Annotated in this window: 23 protein-coding genes and 1 pseudogene; 12 read left to right on the forward strand and 12 right to left on the reverse strand. The window is 72.1% G+C overall.

Annotation, left to right across the window (positions count from 1 at the left end; translation table 11 throughout):
- Positions 1 to 221: 221 nt before the first annotated feature.
- The 4 genes from ABH920_RS19770 to ABH920_RS19785 form a co-directional block, all read right to left on the reverse strand.
- Positions 222 to 605, reverse strand: a complete 384-nt coding sequence (locus ABH920_RS19770; RefSeq protein WP_370350510.1) for a roadblock/LC7 domain-containing protein — start codon at positions 603 to 605, stop codon at positions 222 to 224.
- Between the two features lie 94 nt (positions 606 to 699).
- Positions 700 to 1,125, reverse strand: coding sequence for a hypothetical protein (locus ABH920_RS19775; RefSeq protein ID WP_370350511.1), 426 nt, complete (start codon positions 1,123 to 1,125; stop codon positions 700 to 702).
- Entirely contained in the window at positions 1,122 to 1,961 is an 840-nt protein-coding gene (locus ABH920_RS19780; protein ID WP_370350512.1) for a hypothetical protein, read from the reverse strand. Before ABH920_RS19780 ends, ABH920_RS19775 begins: the two co-directional genes overlap by 4 nt.
- Positions 1,958 to 2,257, reverse strand: coding sequence for a hypothetical protein (locus ABH920_RS19785; protein ID WP_370350513.1), 300 nt, complete (start codon positions 2,255 to 2,257; stop codon positions 1,958 to 1,960). Before ABH920_RS19785 ends, ABH920_RS19780 begins: the two co-directional genes overlap by 4 nt.
- A 199-nt stretch (positions 2,258 to 2,456) precedes the next feature.
- Here ABH920_RS19785 and ABH920_RS19790 point away from each other — a divergent pair, with 199 nt between their 5' ends.
- A complete protein-coding gene (locus tag ABH920_RS19790) occupies positions 2,457 to 2,822 on the forward strand; it encodes a hypothetical protein (RefSeq protein ID WP_370350514.1) in 366 nt (121 codons plus the stop codon).
- Between the two features lie 255 nt (positions 2,823 to 3,077).
- Here the strand turns inward: ABH920_RS19790 and ABH920_RS19795 are convergent, their stop codons facing one another.
- Positions 3,078 to 4,040, reverse strand: a complete 963-nt coding sequence (locus ABH920_RS19795; protein WP_370350515.1) for a LysR family transcriptional regulator — start codon at positions 4,038 to 4,040, stop codon at positions 3,078 to 3,080.
- 71 nt (positions 4,041 to 4,111) lie between these two features.
- Between ABH920_RS19795 and ABH920_RS19800 the strand changes: the two genes are divergently transcribed.
- The 3 genes from ABH920_RS19800 (at position 4,112) to ABH920_RS19810 (ending at position 6,524) form a co-directional block, all read left to right on the forward strand.
- Complete coding sequence (locus tag ABH920_RS19800; protein ID WP_370350516.1) at positions 4,112 to 5,047, forward strand: DMT family transporter; 936 nt, start codon at positions 4,112 to 4,114, stop codon at positions 5,045 to 5,047.
- A gap of 143 nt (positions 5,048 to 5,190) precedes the next feature.
- Positions 5,191 to 5,916 carry a hypothetical protein gene (locus ABH920_RS19805; protein WP_370350517.1) on the forward strand — a complete coding sequence of 242 codons (726 nt, stop codon included), beginning with the start codon at positions 5,191 to 5,193 and terminating at the stop codon, positions 5,914 to 5,916.
- Between the two features lie 44 nt (positions 5,917 to 5,960).
- Positions 5,961 to 6,524: a hypothetical protein gene (locus ABH920_RS19810; RefSeq protein ID WP_370350518.1), complete on the forward strand. Its 564-nt coding sequence runs from the start codon at positions 5,961 to 5,963 to the stop codon at positions 6,522 to 6,524.
- Positions 6,525 to 6,597: 73 nt separating this feature from the next.
- On the opposite strand, the gene ABH920_RS19815 is transcribed toward ABH920_RS19810, so the two are convergent.
- Entirely contained in the window at positions 6,598 to 7,218 is a 621-nt protein-coding gene (locus ABH920_RS19815; protein WP_370350519.1) for a pentapeptide repeat-containing protein, read from the reverse strand.
- 40 nt (positions 7,219 to 7,258) lie between these two features.
- Complete coding sequence (locus ABH920_RS19820; RefSeq protein ID WP_370350520.1) at positions 7,259 to 7,837, reverse strand: GNAT family N-acetyltransferase; 579 nt, start codon at positions 7,835 to 7,837, stop codon at positions 7,259 to 7,261.
- 101 nt (positions 7,838 to 7,938) lie between these two features.
- Here ABH920_RS19820 and ABH920_RS19825 point away from each other — a divergent pair, with 101 nt between their 5' ends.
- From ABH920_RS19825 to ABH920_RS19835, 3 genes are all read left to right on the forward strand, one after another.
- Positions 7,939 to 9,366: a WGR domain-containing protein gene (locus ABH920_RS19825; protein ID WP_370350521.1), complete on the forward strand. Its 1,428-nt coding sequence runs from the start codon at positions 7,939 to 7,941 to the stop codon at positions 9,364 to 9,366.
- Between the two features lie 103 nt (positions 9,367 to 9,469).
- Positions 9,470 to 10,654 (forward strand): sensor histidine kinase, encoded by a 1,185-nt coding sequence (locus tag ABH920_RS19830; protein WP_370350522.1) that lies wholly within the window; start codon positions 9,470 to 9,472, stop codon positions 10,652 to 10,654.
- 24 nt (positions 10,655 to 10,678) lie between these two features.
- On the forward strand, positions 10,679 to 11,410 hold the full coding sequence (locus tag ABH920_RS19835) for a response regulator (protein ID WP_370350523.1): 732 nt from the start codon (positions 10,679 to 10,681) through the stop codon (positions 11,408 to 11,410).
- Here ABH920_RS19835 and ABH920_RS19840 read toward each other — a convergent pair.
- A complete protein-coding gene (locus ABH920_RS19840) occupies positions 11,388 to 12,626 on the reverse strand; it encodes a cytochrome P450 (RefSeq protein ID WP_370350524.1) in 1,239 nt (412 codons plus the stop codon). The genes ABH920_RS19835 and ABH920_RS19840 overlap by 23 nt on opposite strands.
- 104 nt (positions 12,627 to 12,730) lie before the next feature.
- On the opposite strand from ABH920_RS19840, the pseudogene manD reads away from it, so the two are divergent.
- Positions 12,731 to 13,992, forward strand: a pseudogene (gene manD / locus ABH920_RS19845) (D-mannonate dehydratase ManD).
- 36 nt (positions 13,993 to 14,028) lie between these two features.
- Here manD and ABH920_RS19850 read toward each other — a convergent pair.
- Positions 14,029 to 14,841 (reverse strand): alpha/beta fold hydrolase, encoded by an 813-nt coding sequence (locus tag ABH920_RS19850; RefSeq protein ID WP_370350525.1) that lies wholly within the window; start codon positions 14,839 to 14,841, stop codon positions 14,029 to 14,031.
- Between the two features lie 96 nt (positions 14,842 to 14,937).
- Between ABH920_RS19850 and ABH920_RS19855 the strand changes: the two genes are divergently transcribed.
- The gene (locus ABH920_RS19855) at positions 14,938 to 15,585 is read left to right on the forward strand and encodes a TetR/AcrR family transcriptional regulator C-terminal ligand-binding domain-containing protein (RefSeq protein ID WP_370350526.1); all 648 of its coding nucleotides are present in this window, start codon (positions 14,938 to 14,940) and stop codon (positions 15,583 to 15,585) included.
- Between the two features lie 28 nt (positions 15,586 to 15,613).
- Here ABH920_RS19855 and ABH920_RS19860 read toward each other — a convergent pair whose 3' ends face one another.
- Both ABH920_RS19860 and ABH920_RS19865 read right to left on the reverse strand, forming a co-directional pair.
- Positions 15,614 to 17,032, reverse strand: a complete 1,419-nt coding sequence (locus ABH920_RS19860; protein ID WP_370350527.1) for a hypothetical protein — start codon at positions 17,030 to 17,032, stop codon at positions 15,614 to 15,616.
- On the reverse strand, positions 17,025 to 17,540 hold the full coding sequence (locus ABH920_RS19865; RefSeq protein ID WP_370350528.1) for an RNA polymerase sigma factor: 516 nt from the start codon (positions 17,538 to 17,540) through the stop codon (positions 17,025 to 17,027). Before ABH920_RS19865 ends, ABH920_RS19860 begins: the two co-directional genes overlap by 8 nt.
- 164 nt (positions 17,541 to 17,704) lie before the next feature.
- Here ABH920_RS19865 and ABH920_RS19870 point away from each other — a divergent pair, with 164 nt between their 5' ends.
- Positions 17,705 to 20,578 carry an AAA family ATPase gene (locus ABH920_RS19870; protein ID WP_370350529.1) on the forward strand — a complete coding sequence of 958 codons (2,874 nt, stop codon included), beginning with the start codon at positions 17,705 to 17,707 and terminating at the stop codon, positions 20,576 to 20,578.
- A 10-nt stretch (positions 20,579 to 20,588) separates the two neighbouring features.
- Positions 20,589 to 21,188 (forward strand): DNA-3-methyladenine glycosylase I, encoded by a 600-nt coding sequence (locus ABH920_RS19875; protein WP_370350530.1) that lies wholly within the window; start codon positions 20,589 to 20,591, stop codon positions 21,186 to 21,188.
- A gap of 19 nt (positions 21,189 to 21,207) precedes the next feature.
- Here the strand turns inward: ABH920_RS19875 and ABH920_RS19880 are convergent, their stop codons facing one another.
- On the reverse strand, positions 21,208 to 22,971 hold the full coding sequence (locus tag ABH920_RS19880) for an FAD-dependent oxidoreductase (protein ID WP_370350531.1): 1,764 nt from the start codon (positions 22,969 to 22,971) through the stop codon (positions 21,208 to 21,210).
- A 241-nt stretch (positions 22,972 to 23,212) separates the two neighbouring features.
- On the opposite strand from ABH920_RS19880, the gene ABH920_RS19885 reads away from it, so the two are divergent.
- A complete protein-coding gene (locus ABH920_RS19885; protein ID WP_370350532.1) occupies positions 23,213 to 23,926 on the forward strand; it encodes an alpha/beta hydrolase in 714 nt (237 codons plus the stop codon).
- Positions 23,927 to 24,087: the final 161 nt, after the last annotated feature.

A 24,087-nucleotide genomic window follows, 5' to 3' on the forward strand; every position in this document is an offset into this window, starting at 1 on the left:
TTGGGGTGCTCGATCATGCCGACCGGCCGACTGCCCGACCGCCTGGCTCGCCTGGCTACGTGCCGGACCGACTGGCTCGACGCCCCGGGCTGGCCGCGCCGCATCGCCGCGGCACCCATCCGTGCCACGGCGGCCGTGCTGGTGGTACGTGATCGCGCCGCTCGACCGCGCCGACTTCCGCGTTCCGTGGCCGTGCCGTGCCGTGCCGCATACCTCAGCTGTTAGGCGTCTCCCGCCAGCAGCTTCCCGAACAGCTCCACCGTGCCCGGCAGGTCGCGCCGCAGTGTCGCCAGGTCCAGTCCCTCGTCGCCGACTACTGCCAGGAGGGCGTGCTCGCCGATGGCGGCGAAGACCACGTGGCCGCCGGCGGCGCGGATGACCGAGTCGCGGAGGCCGCCGAGGCCCATGTGGGCGGCGGTGCGGGTGCCGAGGGCCAGGCCGGCGGCGCAGAGGGCGGCGAGGGATTCCTGGTCGGCGGAGCCGGTGTCGGATGCCACGAGGAGGCCGTCGGTGGTGGCGATGATGCTGTCGGTGACGCCGACGATCCGCTCGCGCAGGGCTTGGAGTTCGGTGACCACGGCTGTGGATGAGGTCGGTGGCTTCACGGCATGCTCCTTGGCACGTGTAGTGGTGCGGCCGAACGTCGCGCGGCCGAGGTGGCAGTCGGCTGATGGGGGCGTTGCGGGCTCGTGATGCCGGTCAGGGCAGCCGGTCGAGGACGTCGCGGAGGTGGCGCAGCGTCTGCTCCGCCGGTTGGGCCGGGGTGATCGCCGCCTGGCCCCGGAGCTGGGACGGTTGCGGCACGCGGCGCGGCAGCCGGGGATCGCGCGGCTCGGCCTCGGACGGCGCCGGGGCAGTGCCCTGCGTCGCCGAATCGTCTGGACCGCCGACCGGGCCGCCGCCCGGACCGCTACTCGGGCCGCCGCTCGGATCGCTACCTGGACCGCCGCCTGGTGCGGCAGTCGGCGCTGCCATCGGCTCGGTCGGCTGTATCGCCCCGGCCGGCTCGCGCGCTGCGGCCGCCCCGGCCGGCTCACATGGCCTGGCCGCCCCCGTCGCCTCGATCGGCGCCATCACGTAGGCGCCGCGCACGTCGTTTCCGGCCTCGCGGCCCGTGGGAATCATAAGCTGGCCCTTCCTGACGCGGTTCCACTTCCTGATGGGTCACGAGGCACCCGGCGCGGCAGCTCGCCCCGACTCTCCGGCCGGCCTTCCGCGGGCGCGGCGCGCCGCGCCGTGATCGGCAGCGCCGCCACGGCCCGGGGCGCCTCCCACTCCACGAGCCGCCGGGCCCGCAGGCGCGCGATGTCGAGCATCGCCGCGTACACCCCGCAGCCCAGGAAGAACGCGATGTCGCGCGGCGTCCGCCGGCCGTTCGCGGCGAGCAGCACAGCCTGCTGACGCGCGGTCAACGCGCCCGGTTCGACCCGCGTCGCCGGACGGCACCGCGCGGCGGCCAGCTCGGCGAGCGAGCCCCAGCTCCGGGTCAGCGCGGCGATCCGGCGCGCGGTCTCGTCCGCGAGCGTGCGCGGCGACTCGCCCGGCCACGCCGCCAACTCGGGCGGCACCGACCCCTCGTGCACGGTCCAGCCCTCCGCCGGGTTGAGCGCCATGGCGAAAGCGGCGTCGTAGACGGCTGCGATGCAGACCGCCTCGAGTTCCCCGTGGCCGATCAGCCCGAGGTCGGTGAGGACGGAATTCAAGTTCCCGTCGCCGTCCGCGCCCTCGGCGACAACAGCGGCGCGACGGCTGACCGCCGCAGCCCACTTGTCCTCGTCGACGCGCCCGGACCGGATGAGCAACGTCTCGACCGACGGCGCGTTCGGCGTGTCCACCGCGACGACCAGCCCGCGTCGCAGATGGATCGTCCCGCCCGGAGCCCCGGACACCTCGACGGCCCCGGTGAAGTCCTCGGCCAGCAGCTGCGCCAACAGCGCGGGAACGTTGCGCGCCGCATTCATGTCAGAATGCTCTCTGCCAGATCAGCGGCCTCACGCACCGCCAACGCGAGATTCGAGCGCTCCCGCTCCAGCACCAGAACCAGCATCACCGCGTTCAGCGGCGACCGCCCCGGCACCGCCTGTACCACCTCGTGCAGCCGGCTCCCGGTGATCACGACGCTCTCCAGCTCGCCCTGCGCCCCGGCCTCGTGCAAGCCCTCGGTGATCAGCCCGGTGAGTTCCGCCATCTCGAATCCCGTACCGACCGCCGAAAAGTCGCCCGCCGCGCGGTATGTCAGACCCGTGACCTCGTCCACCAAAGCGGCTCCGATTACTCCAGGAGATTCGAACGCTGCGGAGAGCGACATTTCCAAGCCGGGCACCGGAACCCCTTCACGTCGCGATATGTGTCAGGTTACTTTAGTCGCCGACTGGACTAACGGCGAGCTCGGATCCAATTCCCTGCGAGCCCGTGATCGGCAGCCACGAAAAATTCCGGAGTGAGGAAGTCCGCCCATGAACATCGAAGCCGCGCTGAAAGAAGCGATGACGGTCGACGGCGCCCTCGGCGTGGCCCTGGTCGACTACGAGAGCGGCATGTCCCTGGGCTTCCTCGGCGGCGGCCCCGGCCTGGACCTGGAGGTCGCCGCGGCCGGGAACACCGAGGTCGTGCGGGCGAAGATGCGCACGCTGGCCCGGCTCGGCCTGAACGAGACCGTGGAGGACATCCTCATCACCCTCACCGGCCAGTACCACGTGATCCGCCTGCTGCCGAGCGCCGGCGGCGCCCTGTTCCTCTACCTCGCGCTCGACCGCTCGCGCGCCAACCTGGCGCTGGCCCGGCACGAGCTCCGCCGGATCGGCTCGCTTGTCGAGGCCTGAATATAGACGGCCGGATATAGGCGGTCCTTGTAAGGCGCCGGCGGGTGCGAAAAGGGCTGATTCACCCTTCTGTTGCACGCCGGATCCACCGTGCGCGGATGCGGGATGAATCCGCCGATTCCTTCGGTGCCGCCGGCAAGTCGGACGGGGATATCCGAGATGAATGGCTCCGACTATTCATCTCGCCGTCCGGCGCGGGTAAGTTCGAGCCCATATTCGTGACAAAGCGCAGTGAAGTGTCGGCGGGCTTAAGTATCAGGCCCCTGAAACCGCCCGCAGCCCTTCCAGCACCCGGTCGACCCGCGGCTGCCCCGCCTCCCCACCGCGCGTCAGCGCGTACACGGTGCGCGTCATCGGCGCGGCCAGCGGATGCAGCCTGATGCCCGTCGTGTCGGCGGGCAGCGCCATCCTCGGCACGAGGGCGACGCCGGCGCCGGCCGCGACGAAGGCGGTCAGCACCGAGAAGTCGGTGGCCACGGCGATCGGCGCCGGGACGAATCCGGCCGCCCCGCACGCGCGGCGGGTGAACTCGTGGCACGAGATCACCCGCGGATCGGGCATCAGCCACGCCTCGTCCCGGAAGTCGGCCAGGTCGGCGGGTCGGTCGGGGGCCAGGCCGTGCGCGGTCGCGGTGTCCGGGTGCACGGCCAGCAACACAGGGTCCTCCATCAGCCGGTGCTGCTCGCATCCTGCTGGCAGCGCGCGGGGGAGCAGGCCGTAGGCGTGGGCGATCGCGACGTCGGCTTCGCGGCGTTGCAGCAGCTCGATCGCGGCTTCCGGCTCGGCCTCGGTGATCCGCAACTCGGGCCGCAACTGGGGCCGCGATTCGGGCCGCAACTCGGGTCGCGATTCAAGCCCCGCGCCGCTCTCGTCCGCCAACAGCCGCCACAGCGGCGGCAGCAGCACCCGCGCCGCCGAGGGGAACGCCGCGATCGACACCACGCCGCGCCGCCCGGACCGCAGTGCGTCGAGTTCGGCGTCCGCCGCCGCCAGGTTGCTGAGGATCACGTCGGCGTGCTCGACGAGCCGCCGCCCGGCGAACGTCAGACGCAGCGTGCGGCCCTGCTTCTCCAGCAGCGGGACGCCGGCCTCCTTCTCCAGCGCCGCCAACTGCTGCGACACCGCGGGGCCGGTCAGGTGCAGCGCCTCGGCGGTCGCGGTCACGGTGCCGTGCACCGACAGCTCCCGCAGCAGGCGTAGCCGCCGGACGTCCATCATGAAGCCAGCCTTCCGGAATGACAAAGAAAGGGTAACTGGATCTTTCCTATTCTAGGCGCAACGCTGGATCCGTGAACCCCCGCGAGCTCTCCCCCCGGGCCCTCGCCCTCGCGGCGACCGTCGTGCTCTGGGCCTCAGCCTTCCCGGCGATCCGGGTCGGCGTGCCGGGCCTGGGCGTCGCCGGACTGTCGGTGGCCCGGCTGGCCGTGGCGTCGGCGGCGCTCGCGCTCGTCGCGCCGTTCCTGGGCGTGCGGTGGCCCGCGCGGCGCGATCTGCCGCGGATCGCGCTGTGCGCGGCCACCGGCATGAGCGCCTACCAGCTGCTGCTCAACTGGGGCGAGGTGCACGTCGCGGCCGGGACCGCCAGCCTGCTGATATCGATCGCGCCGGTGTTCAGCGTCCTGCTCGCCGCCGCGTTCCTGGGGGAGCGGCTGACGCCGCGCGTCGTCGCGGGCAGCCTGATCGCGCTGGCCGGCGCGGCGCTCGTCGCGCTCGGCGGCGGTTCGGCGCAGGTGTCCACGAGCGCGGTGGTCGTGCTCGCCGCCGCGGTGGTCCAGGGCGTCTACCACTTCGCGTCCAAGCCGCTGCTGCGCCGCTACACAGGGTTCGAAGTCGCCTGTTACGCGATGTGGGGCGGCACGCTCTTCCTGCTCCCGCTGGCCCCGACCGCCTGGCACGCCATCTCGCACGCCGCCTCGCACGCCGGCGGCTCCGCGCTGGCCGCCGCGCTCTACCTCGGCGTGGCGCCGTCCGCGCTGGGCTTCGTGACCTGGGGCTACGCCGTCGCCAGGTACCCCGTGGCGCGCTCGACGGCCGCGCTGTACCTGGTGCCGCCGGTCGCGCTCGGCGTGGCGTTCGTCTGGCTCGGCGAGACCCCGGGGCTGCTCGAACTCCTCGGCGGCCTGGTCGGGATCGGCGGCGTGATGCTGATCCAGCGGCGTTCCGGTGACGGCACTAGGGACAACCTCCCCTCGACAGCGTCGAAGGCCTTTTCGATCACCCGTTGAAATCAGACGGCTGATACGATCCCGAACACAAGTTCTGCGGTGCCGCGTAACACGGGGGTGATGGCGGCAGCACGTTGGCGTTCTCTTGCCGGTTTTTCCACGGCCCCCTTGGCGCGGCTCCCCGTTTTGAGGGAAAGGAAGCCGTGACCGCACACAAGACCAGGCGTCGAACCGCGTTCGGCACCATCCTCGTCCTGATGCTCGCACTGCTCGGCCTGGCACCGTCCGGGGCGAGCGCGGCGTCTTCGTGCCCGCCTGGCGGGTCCCACTGCTACTCCATCGGCCGGCTCTACCGGAGCGACTTCACCGGTATCTACGGCGACTGGCACAGCAACAACATGTATCTCAACGACTACAACGGATCGCAACACATCAACTCCGAGATGTGGCTGGCGATCCCCGGCGGCGGCTGGGTCGAGACCGGGCTCACCAACGCCAACTCCAGTTCCGACCCGAACCCCTGCGGCTGCACGGCCTACGAGGTGTTCTGGGACGACGCCGCGGCCAACAACGGCGGCTACTGGCAGCACTGGGTCGCGAACGTCAGTCCGGACGGCACCGACCACTGGTACGAGATCGTGCACGGGAACAACAACACCTGGAACGTCTACCACGACGGCTACCTGGTCGGGAACAGCGCGAACGCCGCGGCGCAGTACGGCGTCCGCCAGGACGTCGGCGGCGAGGTGGCCTCCAACAGCCTGTCCAACGTCCACGTGGACTGGTTCGAGATGACCGCCGAGTTCCGCGACGGGGCGGGGAACTGGTACTGGAGCGACGGCGGCGCCTCGGTCCCGACGCAGTACATCGACAACCCGCCCTTGACCGGCTACTGGGTGAACTCTGACTGGGTATGGGAGCACAGCTGATGAGTCAGAGCTCGAACTCCGCCAACAGAACGAGGGAGTCTAAGATGCGCAAGAACCTGCGCTGGGCTGCTGTCGGCGCGGTCGCTTTGCTGTCGATCGGCACGGGAGTCGCCTTCGCGGCCTCCGGCAGTGGGAAGAGCGCCGCCAAGCCGGGCCCGGCGGCCGACACCAGCCTGGCGGCGTGCACGGCCGCCGGCCGGCCGTACTGCCCCGGTGCGGGCCAGCCGCAGGGGGCTGACCCGCAGGCGGCAGGTGCCCCGGGCGCTCTCGGCGTCGCGGCGCCGGCCCAGCCGATGGCCGAGCAGGAAGCCGTCACGGACGCGCTGCGGCTGCTGCCGCCGGCCCCGGCCGGCGCGGCGCCGATGGCCGCCCCGCACCACGTCGACACCAAGATGACGCTGGCCGCCTACGAGCAGAAGGCGTACGGCGGCAAGCACGTCAACACCGCGTTCTCGCCGCAGACCAACGTGTGGGTCATCCAGGTCGACGCCCCGGCGGACACCGCGGTGGAGAACGTGCCGCAGGGGACGAAGCCGACCCAGTACAGCCACTTCACGGTCGTCTTCGACGTGACGAGCCACCACTGGATCGAGAAGCACCTGTGGTGATCGGCCGGCTGTAGCTGGTAGGTCCGCGAGTCGCGGCCGCCGTCGGCACGTCCGAAGCCGACGGCGGCCGCGGCTACTCCGCCCGCACGTCCAGCCCGAGCGCGACAGCCAGCACCACCGCCTGATCGGCGGTGATGACCGCGTCGCGCATCTTCACCTCGGTCGGGTCGAACGCGGACAGGTCGCTGCCCCGCAGGTCGCTCTTCTCGAACGAGGCTCCGAACACCCAGGAACCCGACAGATCCACATCGCGGAACTGTGCGTCCCGGCACTTGGCACCGGTCAGGTCGGCCTCGCGCATCCGGACCCCGCGGAACACGGCGCCCCGCAGGTCGGCGCCGGGCAGGCCGACGAACGACCAGTCGCCCCCCTCGACCTTCAGGGCGCCGAACGTGCAGTCGTCGAACATCGAGCCCATCACCTTGGCACGCGTGAACGACGCGTCGAACAGCGAGCTGCGGCGGAACGTGCAGTTCGCGAACGCCGACCCGGTGTGCACCGAGGCGTTGAACCGGCAGCCGCGGAAGACGCACTCACTGAACGCGGCGCCCTCGCTGACCACCTCGGTGAAGTCGACGTCGAGGAACGCGACGCGCTCGAACGCCTCCTCGCCGAGCCGCCGGCCGTACCAGTCCTCGCCGTTGATCGTCGAGGTGGTCTCCGGATCGGGGGCTCCGCCCCTGCGCTGCGCCATGATCCCGACCGTATCGCGGGGGACTGACGGGATCGTGGTCCTACGCCGGAAGGTCGTCGGGCCGCAGCCCCACGCAATCCAGCGCCCAGAACGCGTCGGAGTACACGAAGGTGCCCGTCATCCACTCCTCGTGCGAGGACAGCGTGGCGACCTGGAACGCGCCGGGCGGATAGCGCAGCGACGGCGGCCGGAAGCCCAGCTTCGTGGCGTCGGCGAAGCCGTGCTTGCCGTAGTAGTTCGGATCGCCTTCCAAGAACACCGAAGGAATGCCCTGGCTGTCGGCAGCCGCGAGAGCGTCCGCGACGAGCCGAGTACCGATGCCCCGGCCCTGGTACTCCGGCAGCACGCCCAACGGCGACAGCGACAGCACGTCCACCAGCCGGCGCAGCGCGTCCAACCGGCAGGCGCTGAGCATCACGTGGCCGACGACCCGCTCGTCGACCGTCGCCACCAGCGATGTCGGCGCCAGAGCTGCCGGGGCCGCGCGCAGTGCGTCGACCAGTGTCGGAACGCGGTCACCGTCGCCGAACGCCTGCCTGTGCACATCCTGCACCGCCGCATGATCGTCGATCCGCTCAGGCCGGATCACCACCAGAGGAAGATCGTCGCGTGCGCTCACGGCGCCAGGCTAACTCCGCACCAATCGGCGCGCGACCGCATTAACGCCCAGCCCTCCATCGCCATCTCAAGCTGTCGGCCACGCGTTGTACGTTTCTCCCCATGACTCAGGGGACGACCTATCTGGAGCTGTCCGAAGACAGCGGCAGCGCGCACAAGTTCTACGAGGTGACCGTCGCCGGCACCGTCGTCGACATCCGCTACGGCCGCATAGGCACCGACGGTTCGCGGCAGACCTCGACGTTCCCCACGGTCGAGAAGGCCGAGGCGGCCGCCGCCAAGAAGATCGGCGAGAAGGTGCGCAAGGGCTACGCCCCCTCGGTCATGGGTGCCCGGGCCGCGCGCAGCATCACCCGGCGCGCGGTGGTGTCGGCTCCGTCGACGGCGCGCGCCACCGCGCCGGTGCTGTGGCGCTTCCGGACCGCCTCCAGCGCCTTCGGCATCCACATCGACGGCGACCGCTGCTGGGTCGGCAACCAGTCCGGCGACGTCTACAGCCTCGGCCACGACGGCCAGGTGCTCTCCCGCTTCCAGCTCCCCGACGGGGTCAAGTGCCTGGTGGCCGACGACTTCTGGATCTACGCGGGCTGCGACGACGGCTCCGTCTACGACCTGTCCGGCAAGATCCCGCACGCCGCCTACCGCATCCACGAGGACGTCGACATCTACTGGCTGGACATCCACGAGGGCGTCCTGGCGGTCTCGGACGCCGGCGGGCGCCTGGTCGTCATCGACCACGAGGAGGAGCACCAGTGGTCGCGCAACAGCTCCGGCACCGGGGCCTGGATGGTGCGCGGCGACGACGCGGCGATCTACCACGGGCACAGCGCGGGCGTCACCGCCTACGCCGCCGACGGCGGCCGCGAGATGTGGAACACCAAGACCCCCGGCGTCGTGCTCTTCGGCTGGCAGGAAACCGACCACGTCTACGCCGGCACCGGCCGGCACGTCGTGCACAAGATCGCCAAGGCGGACGGCCGCGCCGTCGCCGAGTACCGCTGCGACAACTCGGTCTACTCCTGCGCGACCGCCCCCGACGGCCGCTACGTCTTCGCCGGCGACAGCGCCTCCTCCGTGTACTGCTTCGCCGCCGACGGCCGGCGCCTGTGGAAGCTCCGCACCGGCTGTGGCTCTGCGCTGTCCATGCAGTACCGCGACGAGCGCCTGTACCTCGTCACCACCGACGGCTCCCTGGCCTGCGTCGACGCCACCGAGTCGGCCATCACCGCGGCGCAGGGCGGCGTCGTGCCGACCGTGCTCGACGTGAAGGCGAGCGCCGCGATGCCGGTCGCCACCCCGACCACCACCATCGCCACCACGACCTCGACGGCCGCCGGCACCGTCGTCGAGTGCATCGACGACCACGGCCGGGTCCGGGTCCGCGTCGTCGGCACCGGCTACCAGACCGGCTGGAACGTGCAGTTCCCGCGCGACATGCGGGTCGTCGGCGCACGCTACGTCGTCGAGGAGATCCACGAGGCCAGCCGCGGGTTCTACCGCGTGCGCGGGGATATCAAGCGTCTGGTCTGAGACCGGGATCTCCACCCTTCTCCACCCTGAGCCGACAGATCTCCACCCGGGATCCACCCGGCGCGCGCGGCGTGACCCGCTTCCGGGATGCCAGGCTGGAAGCATGCTCGGAGGCGTACGGACAGACGCGTGGCTGCCGGTCCTGCCGCGCGTCATCGGCCTCGCGGTGGTCGTCGCCGTGCTGCCCTTGGTCCACGGACTGCACTGGGACGCGACCGTCTGGGTCCTCGCGGCGCTGGTGTGCGGCGCGTGGGCGTCGTGGTGCGTGCTCGGCGCTCGCGCCGGTCAGCCGGAGTCCGTCCCGGAGGCGCGCGCCGTCCCACTGCTCTTGGTGCCGGTGGTTGCCGGGAACCTGCTGGTCATGCTGCGACCGGAGGCCGGGATCGCAGCCATCGTCGTCGGCATGGCGGTCATGTCGGTCGGGGCGGCCTTGCCGACGCGGTCGGGCATCGCCGTGCTGACTGCGGGCATCCTCGCGGTCGGCGTCGGCGCCGCTCTGAGTGCGCGCTCGATCCAGATCTGGGCCGTGGTCGGCTGGTCGAGCCTGCTGCTGGCCGGATACCTGGCCGGCACGGTGCGCCGCGGCCTGCACGTCCAGCACCGGGAGGAGCGACGCGCCGCAGCCCTGGCCGAGCGCACGCGCATCGCCCGGGAGATCCACGACGTCCTCGCGCACTCGCTCGGCGCCCTGGCCGTGCAGCTGGACCTCACCGACTCGCTGCTCACCGCCGACCCGCCGCGCACCGCCGAGGCGATCAAGCTCGTGGCCGACGCCCGGCGCATCGCCGTCGACGGGCTCGTCGAGACCCGCCGCGCGATCGCCACCCTGCGCTCTGACACCCCGCCGTTGCCGGAGGCGCTGACCGCGATGGTGTCCGAGCACCGCACGCGCTCGGGCGCGTCGGCGAGCCTCGACGTCGAGGGCACGCCGCGTCCGCTGGCCCCGGACGTCACGCTGGCGCTGCTCCGCGTCACGCAGGAGGCGCTGGCCAACGCGGCGAAGCACGCCCCGCGTCGGCCGGTGACCGCGCGGTTGAGGTACGAGCCGGACTCGGTGGATCTCAGTGTGCTGTCTCGCGGCGCCGGAACAGTTGCCGAGCATGACCCCGAGCCTCAGCCCGAGCCCGAGACTGAGCTCGAACCTGGGCCTGAGCCCGAGGCCGTGCCGGGGCTGAACGGCGGCTACGGCTTGGCCGGCATGCGGGAACGACTCCTACTGGTCGGCGGCGAGCTGAGAGCCGGGCCGAGTGCCGCCGGCTGGCACGTTCACGCGCACGTCGCCGCCTGACAGCAAGAAGAAGGGAACGCCTCGATGAGCCACCGCATCGTGGTCGCCGACGACCAGGCCGTCATCCGCGAAGGCCTCATGATGCTGCTCGACATGCTGCCGGACATCGACGTCGTCGGCGGCGCGGAGAACGGCGCGCAGGCCATCGCCCGGGTCGAGGAACTGCGGCCCGACGCCGTCCTGATGGACCTGAGCATGCCCGTCGTCGACGGCGTCGAGGCGACTCGTCATATCGTCGCGAACCATCCGGAGATCGCCGTCATCGTCCTGACCACCATGGCCGAGGACCAGCTCATCGTCGACGCACTCCAAGCAGGCGCTCGTGCCTACCTGACCAAGGACGCGAACAAGACCGCGATCGCGCGCGCCATCGACGCCGCCGTGAACGGCCAGGCGACGCTGGATCCCGTGGCCCGCGAACGCCTTCTGGCCGCCGCGAGCCGCAGGACGAGCATCGCGTCACCCGCGCTGCCACAGCCACAGCCACAGCCACAGTCACAGTCACCCGAGCCCGACTCCAGCGCCGCCCCGAGCCGGGAGCCGCTGACGCCCCGCGAAACCGACGTCCTCCGCCTTCTGGCCCAAGGCCTGCCCAACGCCGCGATCGGCCGCCGCCTCCTGGTCGGCGAGGCGACGGTGAAGACCCACGTCACCCACCTGTTCGCCAAGCTGAAAGTCACCACCCGCGCGGAGGCCACGGCCTGGGCCCACCGCAACGGCTACCGAGCCGACGTCACCAGGCGACCGGCAGACTGATCATCGAGTCGACGATCTCGCCGCCGCTGAACGTCAGCTCGTCGCGCGTCACCGTCATCCGCAGGCCCGGCAGCCGCTGGAGCAGCGTCCCGAGCCCGATCGCCAACTCCGCCTTCGCCAGATGCGCGCCCAGGCAGTAGTGCGGCCCGCCGCCGAACATCAGCGTCGGCGGCGCGTCCCGGTCGAAACGGATGGTGTCAGGATCCGGATACGCCTCGGGGTCGCGCGTCGCGCCGTTGCTGGCGATCCCGATCACCTGTCCGGTCCTGACCGGCCCCGACGGCAGCTCGACGTCCGCCACGGCGACGCGCAGCAGGGTGCTGTTGCTCAGCCCGGTGAAGCGCAGCAGCTCGTCGACCGCGGCCGGCACCAGCGCGGGATCGTCGAGCAGCTGCTTCCACAGCCGCCGGTCGTCCTCCAGCAGCTCGACGACCGCCCGGCTCAGCGCCGTCGCGGTGGTCTCGTTGCCGGCCGCGATCAGGCCCGTGGCCAGGGCCACCAGCTCGTGCTCGGTCAGCTTGTCGGCGCCGTCGCGGGCCGCGATCAGGTCGTCGATCAGGTCCTCGCCGGGCTCGGCGCGCTTGGCGGCGATCAGCTCGGCCATGTATCCGAGGAACGCGCCGATCTCCGCCGCGGTCTGCTCGGGGGTCATCTGCGCGCCGGCGGAGAACGCGTTCGACCAGACCCGGAAGCGCAGTGCGTCCTGCTCGGGAACGCCGAGCAGCCGGCAGATGATCCGCACCGGCAGCGCGAAACAGTACCCTGCGACCAGGTCGGTCGGCGGACCGGCCTGCTCCAGGTCGTCGACCAGCTCGTCCGCGATCTGCTGGATCACCGGCCGCCAGCGCTCGACCCGGCGCGGGGTGAAGGCGGCGGCGACGATGCGGCGCATCCGCAGGTGGTCCTCGCCGTCCTTGTTGAGCACGACGTCAGGGTCCTGAAGGAAGCTCGGCTCCTTCGTCATCCGCGCCGCGTCCGGTCCGGTCAGGTCGTGCGACAGCCGCGGATCGGCCATCGCCGCGGCCACGTCCCGGTAGGTCAGCAACAGGATCGCCGGGTCGCCGCTGGGCAGCCGCACCTGCCCCATCGGGCACGTGGCTCGGCGCTCGGCGTACTCGGCTGGCGGGGTCAGCGAATGGCTGCGGAACGGGAAGTCCGGCAGGTCGGGCAGCTCGGACAGGTCGGGCAGCTCGGACCGGTGGTCGGTGTCAGTCATTCGCGTGACCTTTCGGATTAGGGTCTTCACACCGTGCATCCCACGCCACGTTCTCTGTGGAGCACACGGTAATCAGATGACGTCGTTACGCAAGGAGTGCGGTGTTGACAGCCATCACCTCAGCCGAAGTCCTGATCAGCTCTCCCGGACGCAACTTCGTCACGCTGCGCCTCACCACCGCCGACGGCGTGACCGGTCTGGGCGACGCGACCGTGAACGGCCGCGAGCTGTCGGTGGCCTCCTACCTGAGCGACCACGTCGTACCGCTGCTGATAAGCCGGGACGCGCACGCGATCGAGGACACCTGGCAGTACCTGTACCGGGGTGCCTACTGGCGGCGCGGCCCGATCACGATGGCGGCGATCGCCGCGGTGGACACGGCGTTGTGGGACATCAAGGCCAAGATGGCGGGCATGCCGCTGTACCAGCTGCTCGGCGGCCGCAGCCGGCGCGGATGCCTGGCCTACGGACACGCCAGCGGCGCTGACACCGAGGAGCTGTTCGACTCGGTGCGCGCGCACCTCGACCAGGGATATCGCGCGATCCGCATCCAGACCGGGATCCCCGGGCTCTCCTCGGTCTACGGCGTGGCTTCGAGCTCGAACTCGCACGTCGGCGAGGGCGGCGGTGCCACGACCCGGTACGACCACGAGCCGGCGCGGCGCTCGGCGGTGCCGGTGGAGGAGGAGTGGGACACGCGCGCCTACCTGCGGCACATGCCGCGGGTGTTCGAGGCGGTCCGGTCCGAGTTCGGGCCGGAGCTGCCGCTGCTGCACGACGCGCACCACCGGCTCACCCCGATCCAGGCCGCGCGGCTGGGCAAGGAGCTGGAGCCGTACGATTTGTTCTGGCTCGAAGACGTGACCCCGGCGGAGAACACCGGGATGCTGCGCAGGGTCCGCGAGCACACCACGACGCCGCTGGCGATCGGCGAGGTGTTCAACACGATCTGGGACTACCGCGAGCTGTTCGAGGAACGGAACAGCTCATCGACTACGTGCGCTCCCCGGTCACGCACGCCGGAGGCATCACGGCCCTGCGACGCATCTTCGACTACGCGGCCGTCTACCAGATCAAGTCCGGGGTCCACGGCCCCACCGACATCTCCCCGGTCGGCCTGGCCGCCGCGCTGCACCTCGGCGTCGCGATCCCCAACTTCGGCATCCAGGAGTACATGAAGCACTCGGCGGCCACCGACGAGGTGTTCCGGCCGACGTACCGCTTCGGCGACGGACTGCTCGATCCCGGCGAGGCACCGGGGCTCGGCGTCGAGTACGACGACGAGGCCGGCGCGGCGCATCCGTACGAGCGCGCCTACCTCCCGGTGAACCGGCTCAAGCTCGACGGGTCCATGCACGACTGGTGAACCGGCTGCGGATGAGCAGACTGATTCAGTGCCGGATCAGAGGTGGCGGGCGATGAAGGAGCCGACCACCTCGAAGTAGCGGTCCGGCTGCTCGATCTCGATCAGTTCGCCGGCGTCCTCGAAGACGACGAGCTCGGCTCCGGCTATGCCCTCGGCCAGTTCCTCCGACACCGGCATCGGCGTGCAGTGGTTGTCGTCGCCGCACAGGACGAGGGTCGGCCGGCTGATCTCGCCGAGGCGCGCCGACGTGTCGTGGGCGGCGATCATGTCGATACGGTGGAGGTCGATCTTCCGATCCGCGGCCTCGTCCTCGCGGACTCGCCCGGCGTTCTCGATCCACGCGCTCACGCGCTCGGGGTGCTCGTCGGTGAACCTCGGCGAGAACAGGAACAGCGAGTAGGCCGAGAGCAGGTCGAACCGGTCCCACTCCACGGCCATCTTCCGGCGGATCTCGAACTCGCGGTGCATGAACGCGTCGAAGCGCGCGAACGACGACGAGAGCGTGAGCGAGCGCACGAGGTCCGGGCGTTCGAGCGCGATGTGCTGTGCGATGGCCCCGCCGGTGGACGCTCCGACCACGTGCACCGAGGGCAGGCCGGCGTGCTCCACGACGGCGATCATGTCCTCGGCCAGCTGCTCGGTGGTGTAGCCGTCGGCGGCGTGGGTGGTGCGGCCGGTGCCGCGCTGGTCGGGCAGGAGCACGAAGTGGTTCGCGGCGAAGCGTTCGACCTGCGGGCCCCAGCTGGCGCCGACGCCGCCGAGCCCGGAGATCAGGAGCACCGGCGGATGGGCCGGATCGCCGTGGACCTCGTAGTACTGCGTGAAACCGCTGGTGGTGACCGTGGGCATGGTGGTTCTCCATTCGAAACAGAACAGGTCTGCTCCTTAATGTAGGCGGCCTCGATTCCGGAACGCAACAGTGCTGCTCTGTAATAGGCTGGGGCCATGGACGCGACCCCCGCTGAACGAACGACGGCGCGAACCGCGGCACGAACCCCGGCGCGAACCACCGAGCGCACCTCCGGCCGCCGCCGGGACCCGCAGACCGACACCGCGGCCATCGAGGCGGTCCTCGACCTGGTCGGTGCGGGTGCGACCCTGTCCGGCCTGTCGCTGGTGACCATCGCCGAGCACGTCGGCGTCTCCCGCAACACGCTCTACCGGCGCTGGAAGACCAAGGACGAGCTCTACCTGGACGTCCTGAGCGCCATCAACAAGCCGCTGCCGGAGTTCGACGGCCGCACTGCGCGCGAGGACCTGGCCGTCTACCTCGGAACGCTCGTCGAGCGCACCCTCGACCGCCGCGCCACCGGCGTTCTGCGTGCCCTGCAAGCCGAGGCGCAGGCCTTCCCCGAACTGCACCGCCGCTACTTCAGCGAGATCGTCGCCGACCGCCGCGCAGCCGTCCACGGCATCCTGCGGCGCGGGATCGACGCCGGGGAGATCCGCGCCGACGTCGACGTCGAGTTCGTCAGTGAACTGCTGGTCGCGCCGATCCTGGCCCGCATGGCCTCCGGGACCACCGACGGCCTGGATCCGGAGACGACCGGCCGGCGGATCGTCGAGCACGTGTACCGCGGCATCGAGGTCTGAGGCGCCTCGATGCCGCGGTGGGGGCCCGCTACCAGTTGAACGTCCAGTTGTACTGCACGTTGTGGTGCAACGGGATCCGGTACTCGCCGTAGGAACCGAACTCCAGCAGGTACGTCGGCCCGTTGTTCGGGTCGAAGGCCAGCGCCGCCATCGGTGCGCCCTCCACGCTGTGCACGGCCGTCACGGTCTGTGTGCCGTCGGCGAACTCCAGGCCCATCGACGTCGTTCCCGGGTAGCCGGTGCCGACTTCGCTGACGAGGGGAAAATCGTTTGTCCCGCCCGAGTCGAAGAACGACATGCCGCCGCCGATGCCGCCGAACGGCTTGCTGCTGGTGCAGCCGCCCTGCAGGGTCTTGCCGTCGACCGTCGTGTCGGTGCAGAACGCCTCGTCGGAGGCGTTCGCCGCCGAGCCGCTGGGGATGATCTCGTAGGCGACCTGCCACTGGTGGCCGGCGACCGTGCCAGCGCCGAGCAGGCCGGAGTCGTGCGGGGTCACCTGCGGGGTCTGCGACAGGTTCGGTGTGCCGCTCGGCGTGGTGACGTTCGGCGCCGACTTCGGGACGATCGGCGTCGGCGGCTGCTGGGGGTCCGGGGCCGTCCACGAGGCGGTCCCGTTGTGGGTGATCGTGATCTTCGAGACGCCGTTGGGGCCGACCTGCTCCAGCATGTCCGGCGGGTTGTCCTGGTTCCAGGCGAACGCGGCGATCCGGGTCCCCAGGGCGGTCCGGATCGGCACCTGGACCACGGTGCCGTTCTTCCACCTGAGGTCGACCGAGGTCACGCCCGGCGTCGGGGTGCCGGTCGCGACGACCATCGGGAAGGTGCCCGCGGCGCCCTGGCCGGCCAGGGCGGGCTGGTACGCCTGGTAGCCACTGGCCTGGATCGCGGCGCCCTCCGCGCCGCCGGCGCCGCCGGTCGCCTTGCCGTCGATGCTGAGGTCCACCTGGGTCACCTCCGGCTGGCTGTTCGCCGCCGATCCGGAGGGGATGACGCGGTAGGAGAGCTGCCACTGGTGGCCGGAGACCGCGCCGGCGGCGATGACGCCGGACTGCAGGACCTTGCCGGAATCCGCGATGAAGATCGGCTTGGTCGGCAGCTGCGCCGGAAACGAGGGGTAGCCCGCGGATGTCGGCGAAGCCTGCGACGACGATGTGCCGGGCGTCGTGGTGGCGGTGCCGCCGGGAGCCCCGGTGAACACCGCCGGAGCGGACGACGACTGCGTCGATGCCGCCCCCTGCCGCGTCACCGACCCCCGGTCCAGCGCGCTCGCGGCGACCGCGACGCCGACGACGGCGAACGTCGTCCCCAGCGCGGTGCCGGCCTGGAGCCTGCGCCGACGCCGCTCCCCGCGCCGCTTCACCGAAGCGGCCTGGCCCGCGTACTGCGTCCAGTCGGTCATGTCGACGGCGGCGGCGATCCCGCCTCCGTTCATCCGCTCCTCAGACATGGGCCACCTCCACGGCGCCGTCGCCGAACTCGCTGGTGTCGGTCAGCAGCGCGGCCATCGCCGTGCGGCCCCGCGACAGCCGTGCCTTGACAGTGCCCTGCGGCACGTTGAGCGCCGTGGCGACCTCGGCGACCGGCATGCCGCCGAGGTAGTACATGACCAGCGCGGCCCGCAGTCCCAACGGCAGTTCGGCCAGGGCGTTGCGGACGGCGATGGTGTCCGCCGACGGCGGCGCCATGACCCCCGGCGCGCCGTGCCGCATGAACGCCCGCAGCCCGGCCGTGTGGTGCCGCCACCGGGAGACCGCCAGCCGGTACGCCGTGGAGCGCACCCAGCCGACCGGGTCCCCGCCGTCCCGGGTGAGCTTGTCCCACCTCGTCCACGCTCGCGCGTACGCCTCCTGCACGCAGTCCTGGGCCTCGGCGAGATCGCCGATCACCAGGTACAGCTGGCCGATCAGACGCGGCGCGGTGGCGGCGTAGACGTCGTCGAAGCTCGTCGTCGCCAAGTCTTGTCCCCTCCCCAGAGTTCGCTCGGGAACTGCACGCATTCGAGCCCCGGCCGGTTGCATCGATCTGAAGATTATTTCCGGCGGCGCGATCCCGGCCGGATCGGCGTACATCCCCGCGCCGCTGCCCTGCCCGCGAGCTCCGCGCGGCATATGGTGACGGCATGATGGCGGCGCCGCTTCGCGGCCGTAGCAAGCCCATGACCCGGGTCCTGTCGACGGTGCGCGGGGCGTTCCGCAGCGGCGCGTCGGCCGTGGTGGTGGTGTCCGGGCCCGGCGGGATCGGGAAGTCGGCGCTGGTGAACCAGGCCTGCTGGGAGGCCGCCGCGATGGGGGCGCGGGTGGTGCACGCCGTGTGCGACCCGGTCGCGCGGGTCAGCCCCGGCGCGCCGGTGATCGCCGCGCTGCGGGCCGGTCCGGAACCGCTGGTCGGCGGGGACGAGTACGAGCGGATCCTGCGGGCCCGCGACGAGCCGCTGCTGCTCGGCGAGCGGATCGCGGCCGTGCTGGAGGCTGCCGCGGGTGACGCGCCGCTGGTGGTGGCGGTGGACGACCTCCAGCAGGCGGACCGGGTCAGCCTGTTCGTGATCAGGACCCTGATGGGACGCTTGATCGGGCTGCCGGTGGTGTGGATGTTCGCCGCGCGCGAGGAGCAGGCCGCGCTGGCGTTGCTCGGGGCGCAGCGGTGCCGGGTCGAGCTGGTCCCGCTCGGGCCGCTGGCCGCCGCCGACGTGACGGCGATCGCGATGGACCGGCTCGGGCACGCGCCGGACGAGCAGCTGCGGGACCTGGTCGGGGCGGCCGGTGGGAATCCGCTGCTGGCGGTGCAGATTCTGCACAGCGTGATCCGCGCCGGGACTGCGGGCGCGACGGCGTCGGCGGGGTCGGCAGGGTCGGCGGGAGCAGCAGGGATTGCGGGGTCGGCAGGCTCGGCGGAGGGGTCGGCCCGAAGTGTGCCGCTGGAGTTCACGGCGGTCATCGCGCAGCGGCTCGCGGAGCTGTCGGACGCGACGCGGGATCTGGCGGCGCTGATCGCGGTCGCGGGTCGGCCGCTGCCGCTGCGCGTCGTGACCGCGCTTATGCCGCAGCTCCCTGATACCGGCTGGGAGACGGTCCTGGCCGAGGCACGGGACTCCGGGCTCGTCCAGGCGGCGGAATCGGCGGATGCGGCCGGCTCCGCGCTGGCCCCGACCCACCACCTGGTCAGCGAAGCGGTCTGCGCGGCCCTGCCGGAAGACACAGTCCGCGCCTGGCATCTCCGCCTGTCCAGGCACTACCTGCACGCGGCCGGAGACCCGTTCGCGGCGGCGGTCCACGTCCGCGCGGCCGTCACCATCGGCGACATCGCCGGCGCCGAGGTGCTGCTCACCGCCGCCGAGCAGCTGACCGCCGCCTCCCCGGACGACGCCGCCGACCTGGCCGCCGAGGCCTTCGCCGCCGTCACCCCCGACCTCCCCGAGTGGCTCGGCGTCGGCCGCCGGTGCCTGGCGGTGCTGCGCCGCACCGAGCGCGCCGACGAGGCGATCGCCGTGGCCGACGCGATCCTGGCCCGGGTCGACGACCCGGACCTGGCCGGCGCGGTCGAGGCCCAGGCGTCGTCGGCGCTGTGGGTCGCCGGCCGCCTCGAGGAGCTGCTGGCCCGCACCGGCCGGGTGCTGGACGGCGCTGATCCGGGCCGCGAGGTGGCGGCGCGGCTGTCGGCGGTGCGGGCCCTGGCCCACACCCGGCTGGCGACCGGCGAAGACGCGGCCCGCGAGGCGTCGGCGGCGCTGGACCTGGCGCGCGCCAGCGGCGACGCCGAGGCCGTGGCGCTCGCGCTGCACGCCGTCGGCCAGGCGGCGCGCAACGAGGGCCGGCACCACGCGGCGCTGCGCGCGTTCCGCGAGGTGCGGACCACCTCCGCCGGCCACCACCTGGCCGAGGAGATCACCTCGCTGCAGTTCCTGGACCGCTACGACCACGCCCAGACGCTGCTCGACGAGGTCCGGGCCGCGCACGGCGACACGGACGGCGCGATCCTGCCGGCGTTGCAGTGCGCGCAGATCTGGCAGGACTTCAACCTCGGCCGGGGCGACGAGGCCGAGGCCGGGGCGCGGGCGCTGCTGGAGATCGGGCAGCAGCTCGGCAACGGCGTCTACGCCCTGGACGCGGCGATCGTGCAGATCTCCGTGGCGCTGCTGCGCGGCGACGCCGTCACCGCCGCCGCCCTCCTGGACTTCGCCGCCGACCTGCCCGGCGCCGACGCGGCGCTGCGCCGGCCGGGCCTGACCGTGATGCGCGGCTGGCTCGCGGTGGCGCGCGGCGATCTGTCGGGCGCCACCGCCGCGCTGGCGCCGGTGGCGCAGGGGGCGACGCGCTCGTGCGGGTACTGGCCGTTGTGGCCGTGCTGGATGGGGCTGTTCTACGAGGTCGGCACGGCCGCCGACGACCAGGCCTTCGCGCAGACGGTGGTGGACGTGGCCGAACTGGCCGCCGAGCGCACGCCCGGCGTGGCGAGCTTCGAGGGCCTGGCGCTGAACGTCCGCGCCCGCAGCAAGGGCGACCGGGAACTGCTGCGTCAGTCCGCTGACATCCTCGCGCGCAGCCCGCGCCCGCTGCTGCGCGGCTTCGGCGCGGACTGCCTGGGCCGCGCGCTCCTCGCCGACGGCGACCGCGGCGCCGGCCTGGCGCTGCTCGACAGCGCCTGGGATCACTACCACTCTGCCGACGCCCGCGTGTACCGGGACAACGTCCACAAGGTGATGCGCGAGGCCGGGGTCCGGCGCGCCAAGTGGTCCACCGCCACCCCCCGCCCCGACACCGGCACGGACGCCCTGACCGAGGCCGAGCGCCGCGTGGCCCTGCTGGTCGCCGCCGGGCACTCCAACCGCTCCGCGGCCACCGAGCTCGGGGTGTCGGTGAACACCGTCGGGACGCACCTGCGCTCGGCGTTCGCCAAGCTCGGCGTGCAGTCGCGGGTGCAGCTGGCGAACGTGCTGCATCGGGAACCCGGCGCCCTCACCTATACAGGTGACGCGAAGTCGCGTGCCGGAATGTGAAGCTTGTGCCATGAGCGAGGACGTGATCACCGGCCCCGACGGCGTGACGCGATGCGCCTGGGCCGGCGGCGGTGACGGTGACGGCAACGGAGATACCGCGATGAGCGCCTACCACGACGCGGTCTGGGGCACGCCGACCGTGGCTCCGACCGCGCTGTTCGAGGCGCTGACGCTCGGCGTGTTCGAAGTGGGCATGAGCTGGAAGGTGGTGTTCGGCAAGCGCGAGGGCCTGCGGCGCGCGTTCCGGGACTTCGACGCCGCCGCCGTCGCGAAGATGACCGGCCGCGACGTGGACCGGCTGGTCGGCGACGCCTCGATCATCCGCAGCCGGGCCAAGATCCAGGCCACGCTCGACAACGCCCGCGCGATGGTCTCGGCCTCACCGACGCTGGGCGAGTTGGTGCAGACCTACGCCAGGCAGCGCCGCCGTGCGCCGCGGATGCTGGCCGATGTGCCGACGTCGACGCCGGACTCCGAAGCGTTCGCGCTGGTGCTGAAGGGGCAGGGCTACCGGTTCGTCGGGCCGACCAGCGTCTATGCGTTCATGCAGAACGTCGGGGCGGTCAACGACCACGTGAAGGGCTGCTTCCGGGCCGCCGGTGCCGGGTGAGTCGAGGCTCGACTCGGCCTCACAGCTCCGCCCGATCGGCCTGCCGCTGCTCGAACACCATCCGCACCGCCGCCGAGCCCTCGCCGACGGCCGCGGCGACCCGCTTCACCGACGCGCCGCGGACGTCGCCGATGGCGAAGACGCCCGGGCGGCTGGTCTCGTAGGGGAACGGGGCGCGGGCCTCGGGCGGCAGGTGCTCGAGGTCGCGGCCGGTGAGCAGGAAGCCGGAGCGGTCGCGGGCGAGTTGGCCGTCCAGCCAGTCGGTGCAGGGTGCGGCGCCGATGAACACGAACACCGCGCACACCGGCAGCCAGCGCTGTTCCCCGGTGTCGCGTTCCTCGGTGTCGCGTTCCCCGGCGCCGTGCTCTCCGCTGCCGTGCGCCCCGTTGCCGTGCTCCCCAGCGTCGCGCTCGGCGATCCGCAGCTGCGAGATCGCGCCCTCGCCGGCGGCCTCGACCGCCTCGGTCCGCAGGTGGACGGTGATCCGCGGCTCGGAGGTGACCGCGTCGATCAGGTAGCGGGACATCGAGTGCTCCAGGTCGTCCCCGCGCACCAGCAGGTGGACCTCGCGGGCGGTGCGCGCCAGGAACATCGCGGCCTGCCCGGCCGAGTTCGCCCCGCCGATGACGGCCACCGGCTGGTCCTCGCAGAAGCGCGCCTCGGCGAACGTCGCCGCGTAGTAGACGCCTGAGCCCTCCCACTGCTCGCCGTCGGCCAGCGGCAGCTCCCGGTAGTCGGCGCCGGTGGCGATGATGACGTTCGCCGCGGCGATCGCCGAGCCGTCGTCGCAGGTCACCTCGTGGACGTCTGGGTGGCTGGTCAGGCTGGTGGCCCGCACGTTGTTCCGCAGCACCGCCCCGAACTTGCCGGCCTGCAGGACCGCGCGCGTGGTGAGCTCCGCGCCGGAGAGCCCGGCGGGGAACCCGAGGTAGTTCTCGATCCGGGAGGACGTCCCGGCCTGGCCCCCGAACGCGCCGGCGTCGATGAGGATGGTGTCCAGACCCTCGGAGGCGCCGTAGACCGCGGCGGCCAGGCCCGCCGGGCCGCCGCCGATCACCAGCAGGTCGCAGACGCTGTGTTGGGGCGTGTCCGGCGGGGTGCCCAGGCCCAGCGCGCCGGCCAGCTCGGCGCGCGTCGGGTTGCGCATCATCGGACGCCCCGGGACCAGCACGATCGGCAGGTCCCCGACCGGCACCTCCATCTGCGCCAGCACCGCCTCGGCCTCGCGGTGGACCTCCAGGTCGATCCAGTTCACCGCAGTCCGGCTGCGGGCGAAGAACTTCGTGAGCAGTCGGGTGCGCGCGTCGTAGCGGGACCCGACCAGCGTGACGCCGACGCCCCGGCGCACCAGCGCGGCCCGCCGCAGCAGGAAGGCGTGCAGGAGGACGTCGCTGAGCTCGACGTCGTTCGCCATCAGGGCCTGGACCTGCGGCAGCGGGATTCGCAGCACACTGCCGTCGGCGACCATGACCGCGGTGAAGCGGGCCGGCTCGCTCAGCAGCATCCCGATCTCGCCGAGGAATTCGCCGGGCCCGTAGGCCGCCAGCACCACCTCGCCGGCGCCGAGCTTGCGATCGACGACCTGCGCGACTCCGTCGAGCAGCACGAACAAGTCGTAGGACGGAGCGCCGGCGGCGAACAGCACGGTGCCGGCCCGAACCTCCTGCACCGATCCCAGAGCCCTGACACGGTCGAGCTGGCCGCGGCTCAGCGGGGCGGCCGGGAGGCTGCCGGGAACGTGCGGGTGCGGTCCGGGTCCGGGTACGAGTCCGGGGTCCACCACGGTGCGTCCTCCTGGTCTCGGCGCGCGCCGATCGCGATGCGGCCCTGCGCTGCTCGGCACCGCATGGCTGCTCGGCACCGCATGGCTGCGCGGCACCGCATGGCTGCGCGTCTGCGCCTGGTGCAGCACGATACCCGGCCGACCTCCGGCCGCCCTCACCTGAACACGTGAGGGCATGACCCCGCGCGCCGGGTGATGCTGAGAGGACATCCAGCCGCCCCACCCAAGGAGCATGTGGATCATGAACGGTTCGAGCACCCCCACGGTCGTCCTCGTGCACGGCGCGTTCGCCGACGCGTCCGGGTTCGGCGGCGTGCTCCGTGAGCTGCACTCCTCCGGCATCGAGGCCGTCGCCCCGCCGAACCCGCTGCGCGGCCTGGCCTTCGACGCCGCCGCGGTGGCCGACGCGGTGCGCGCCGTCGACGGGCCCGTCGTCCTGGTCGGCCATTCCTACGGCGGCGCGGTCATCGGCCAGGCCTCGGCGGACCTGGACAAGGTCACCGCCCTGGTGTTCCTGGCCGCGTTCGGCCTCGACGCCGGCGAGAGCTGCGCCAGCGTGCAGGGCCCCTTCCCGCCCTCGCTGCTGGCCAAGACCTCCACCCCGACGCCGTACGACGCCCCCGGCGCCCCGAACGGCCCGGACCTGTACATCACCAGCCAGTTCCGCGAAACGTTCTGCGCCGACGTCCCGGTCGACGTCGCGGCGGTCATGCAGGCCACGCAGCGCCCGCTGTCCCTGGCCGCGCTCACCGAGAACGCCACCGCCGCCGGCTGGAAGACCAAGCCGAGCTGGTACCTGGTATCCCGGCACGACAACGCGATCCCGCCGGACGCCGAGCGCTTCATGGCCCAGCGCATGAAGGCCACGACCGAGGAGATCGACGGCTCGCACACCGCGTTCATCGCCCAGCCGGTGGCCACCGCCGTGTTCATCCGGAAGGCGCTGGACGGCTGAGGGCGGCCGGTCTGTCTTGGGCCGGTCCGTGGTGGGGCCGGTCCGTGGTGCGGGCCGCCACCCGAACGGCCCAACCACCCGCCGCACCGGTCACCCCGCGCGCCCCGCATGCCGAATGATCGACTCGGCGGACCGGAACCCCGCCCGAGCTGTCACAGAGT

This window comes from Catenulispora sp. EB89, assembly GCF_041261445.1.
In the GTDB taxonomy this organism is placed as follows: domain Bacteria; phylum Actinomycetota; class Actinomycetes; order Streptomycetales; family Catenulisporaceae; genus Catenulispora.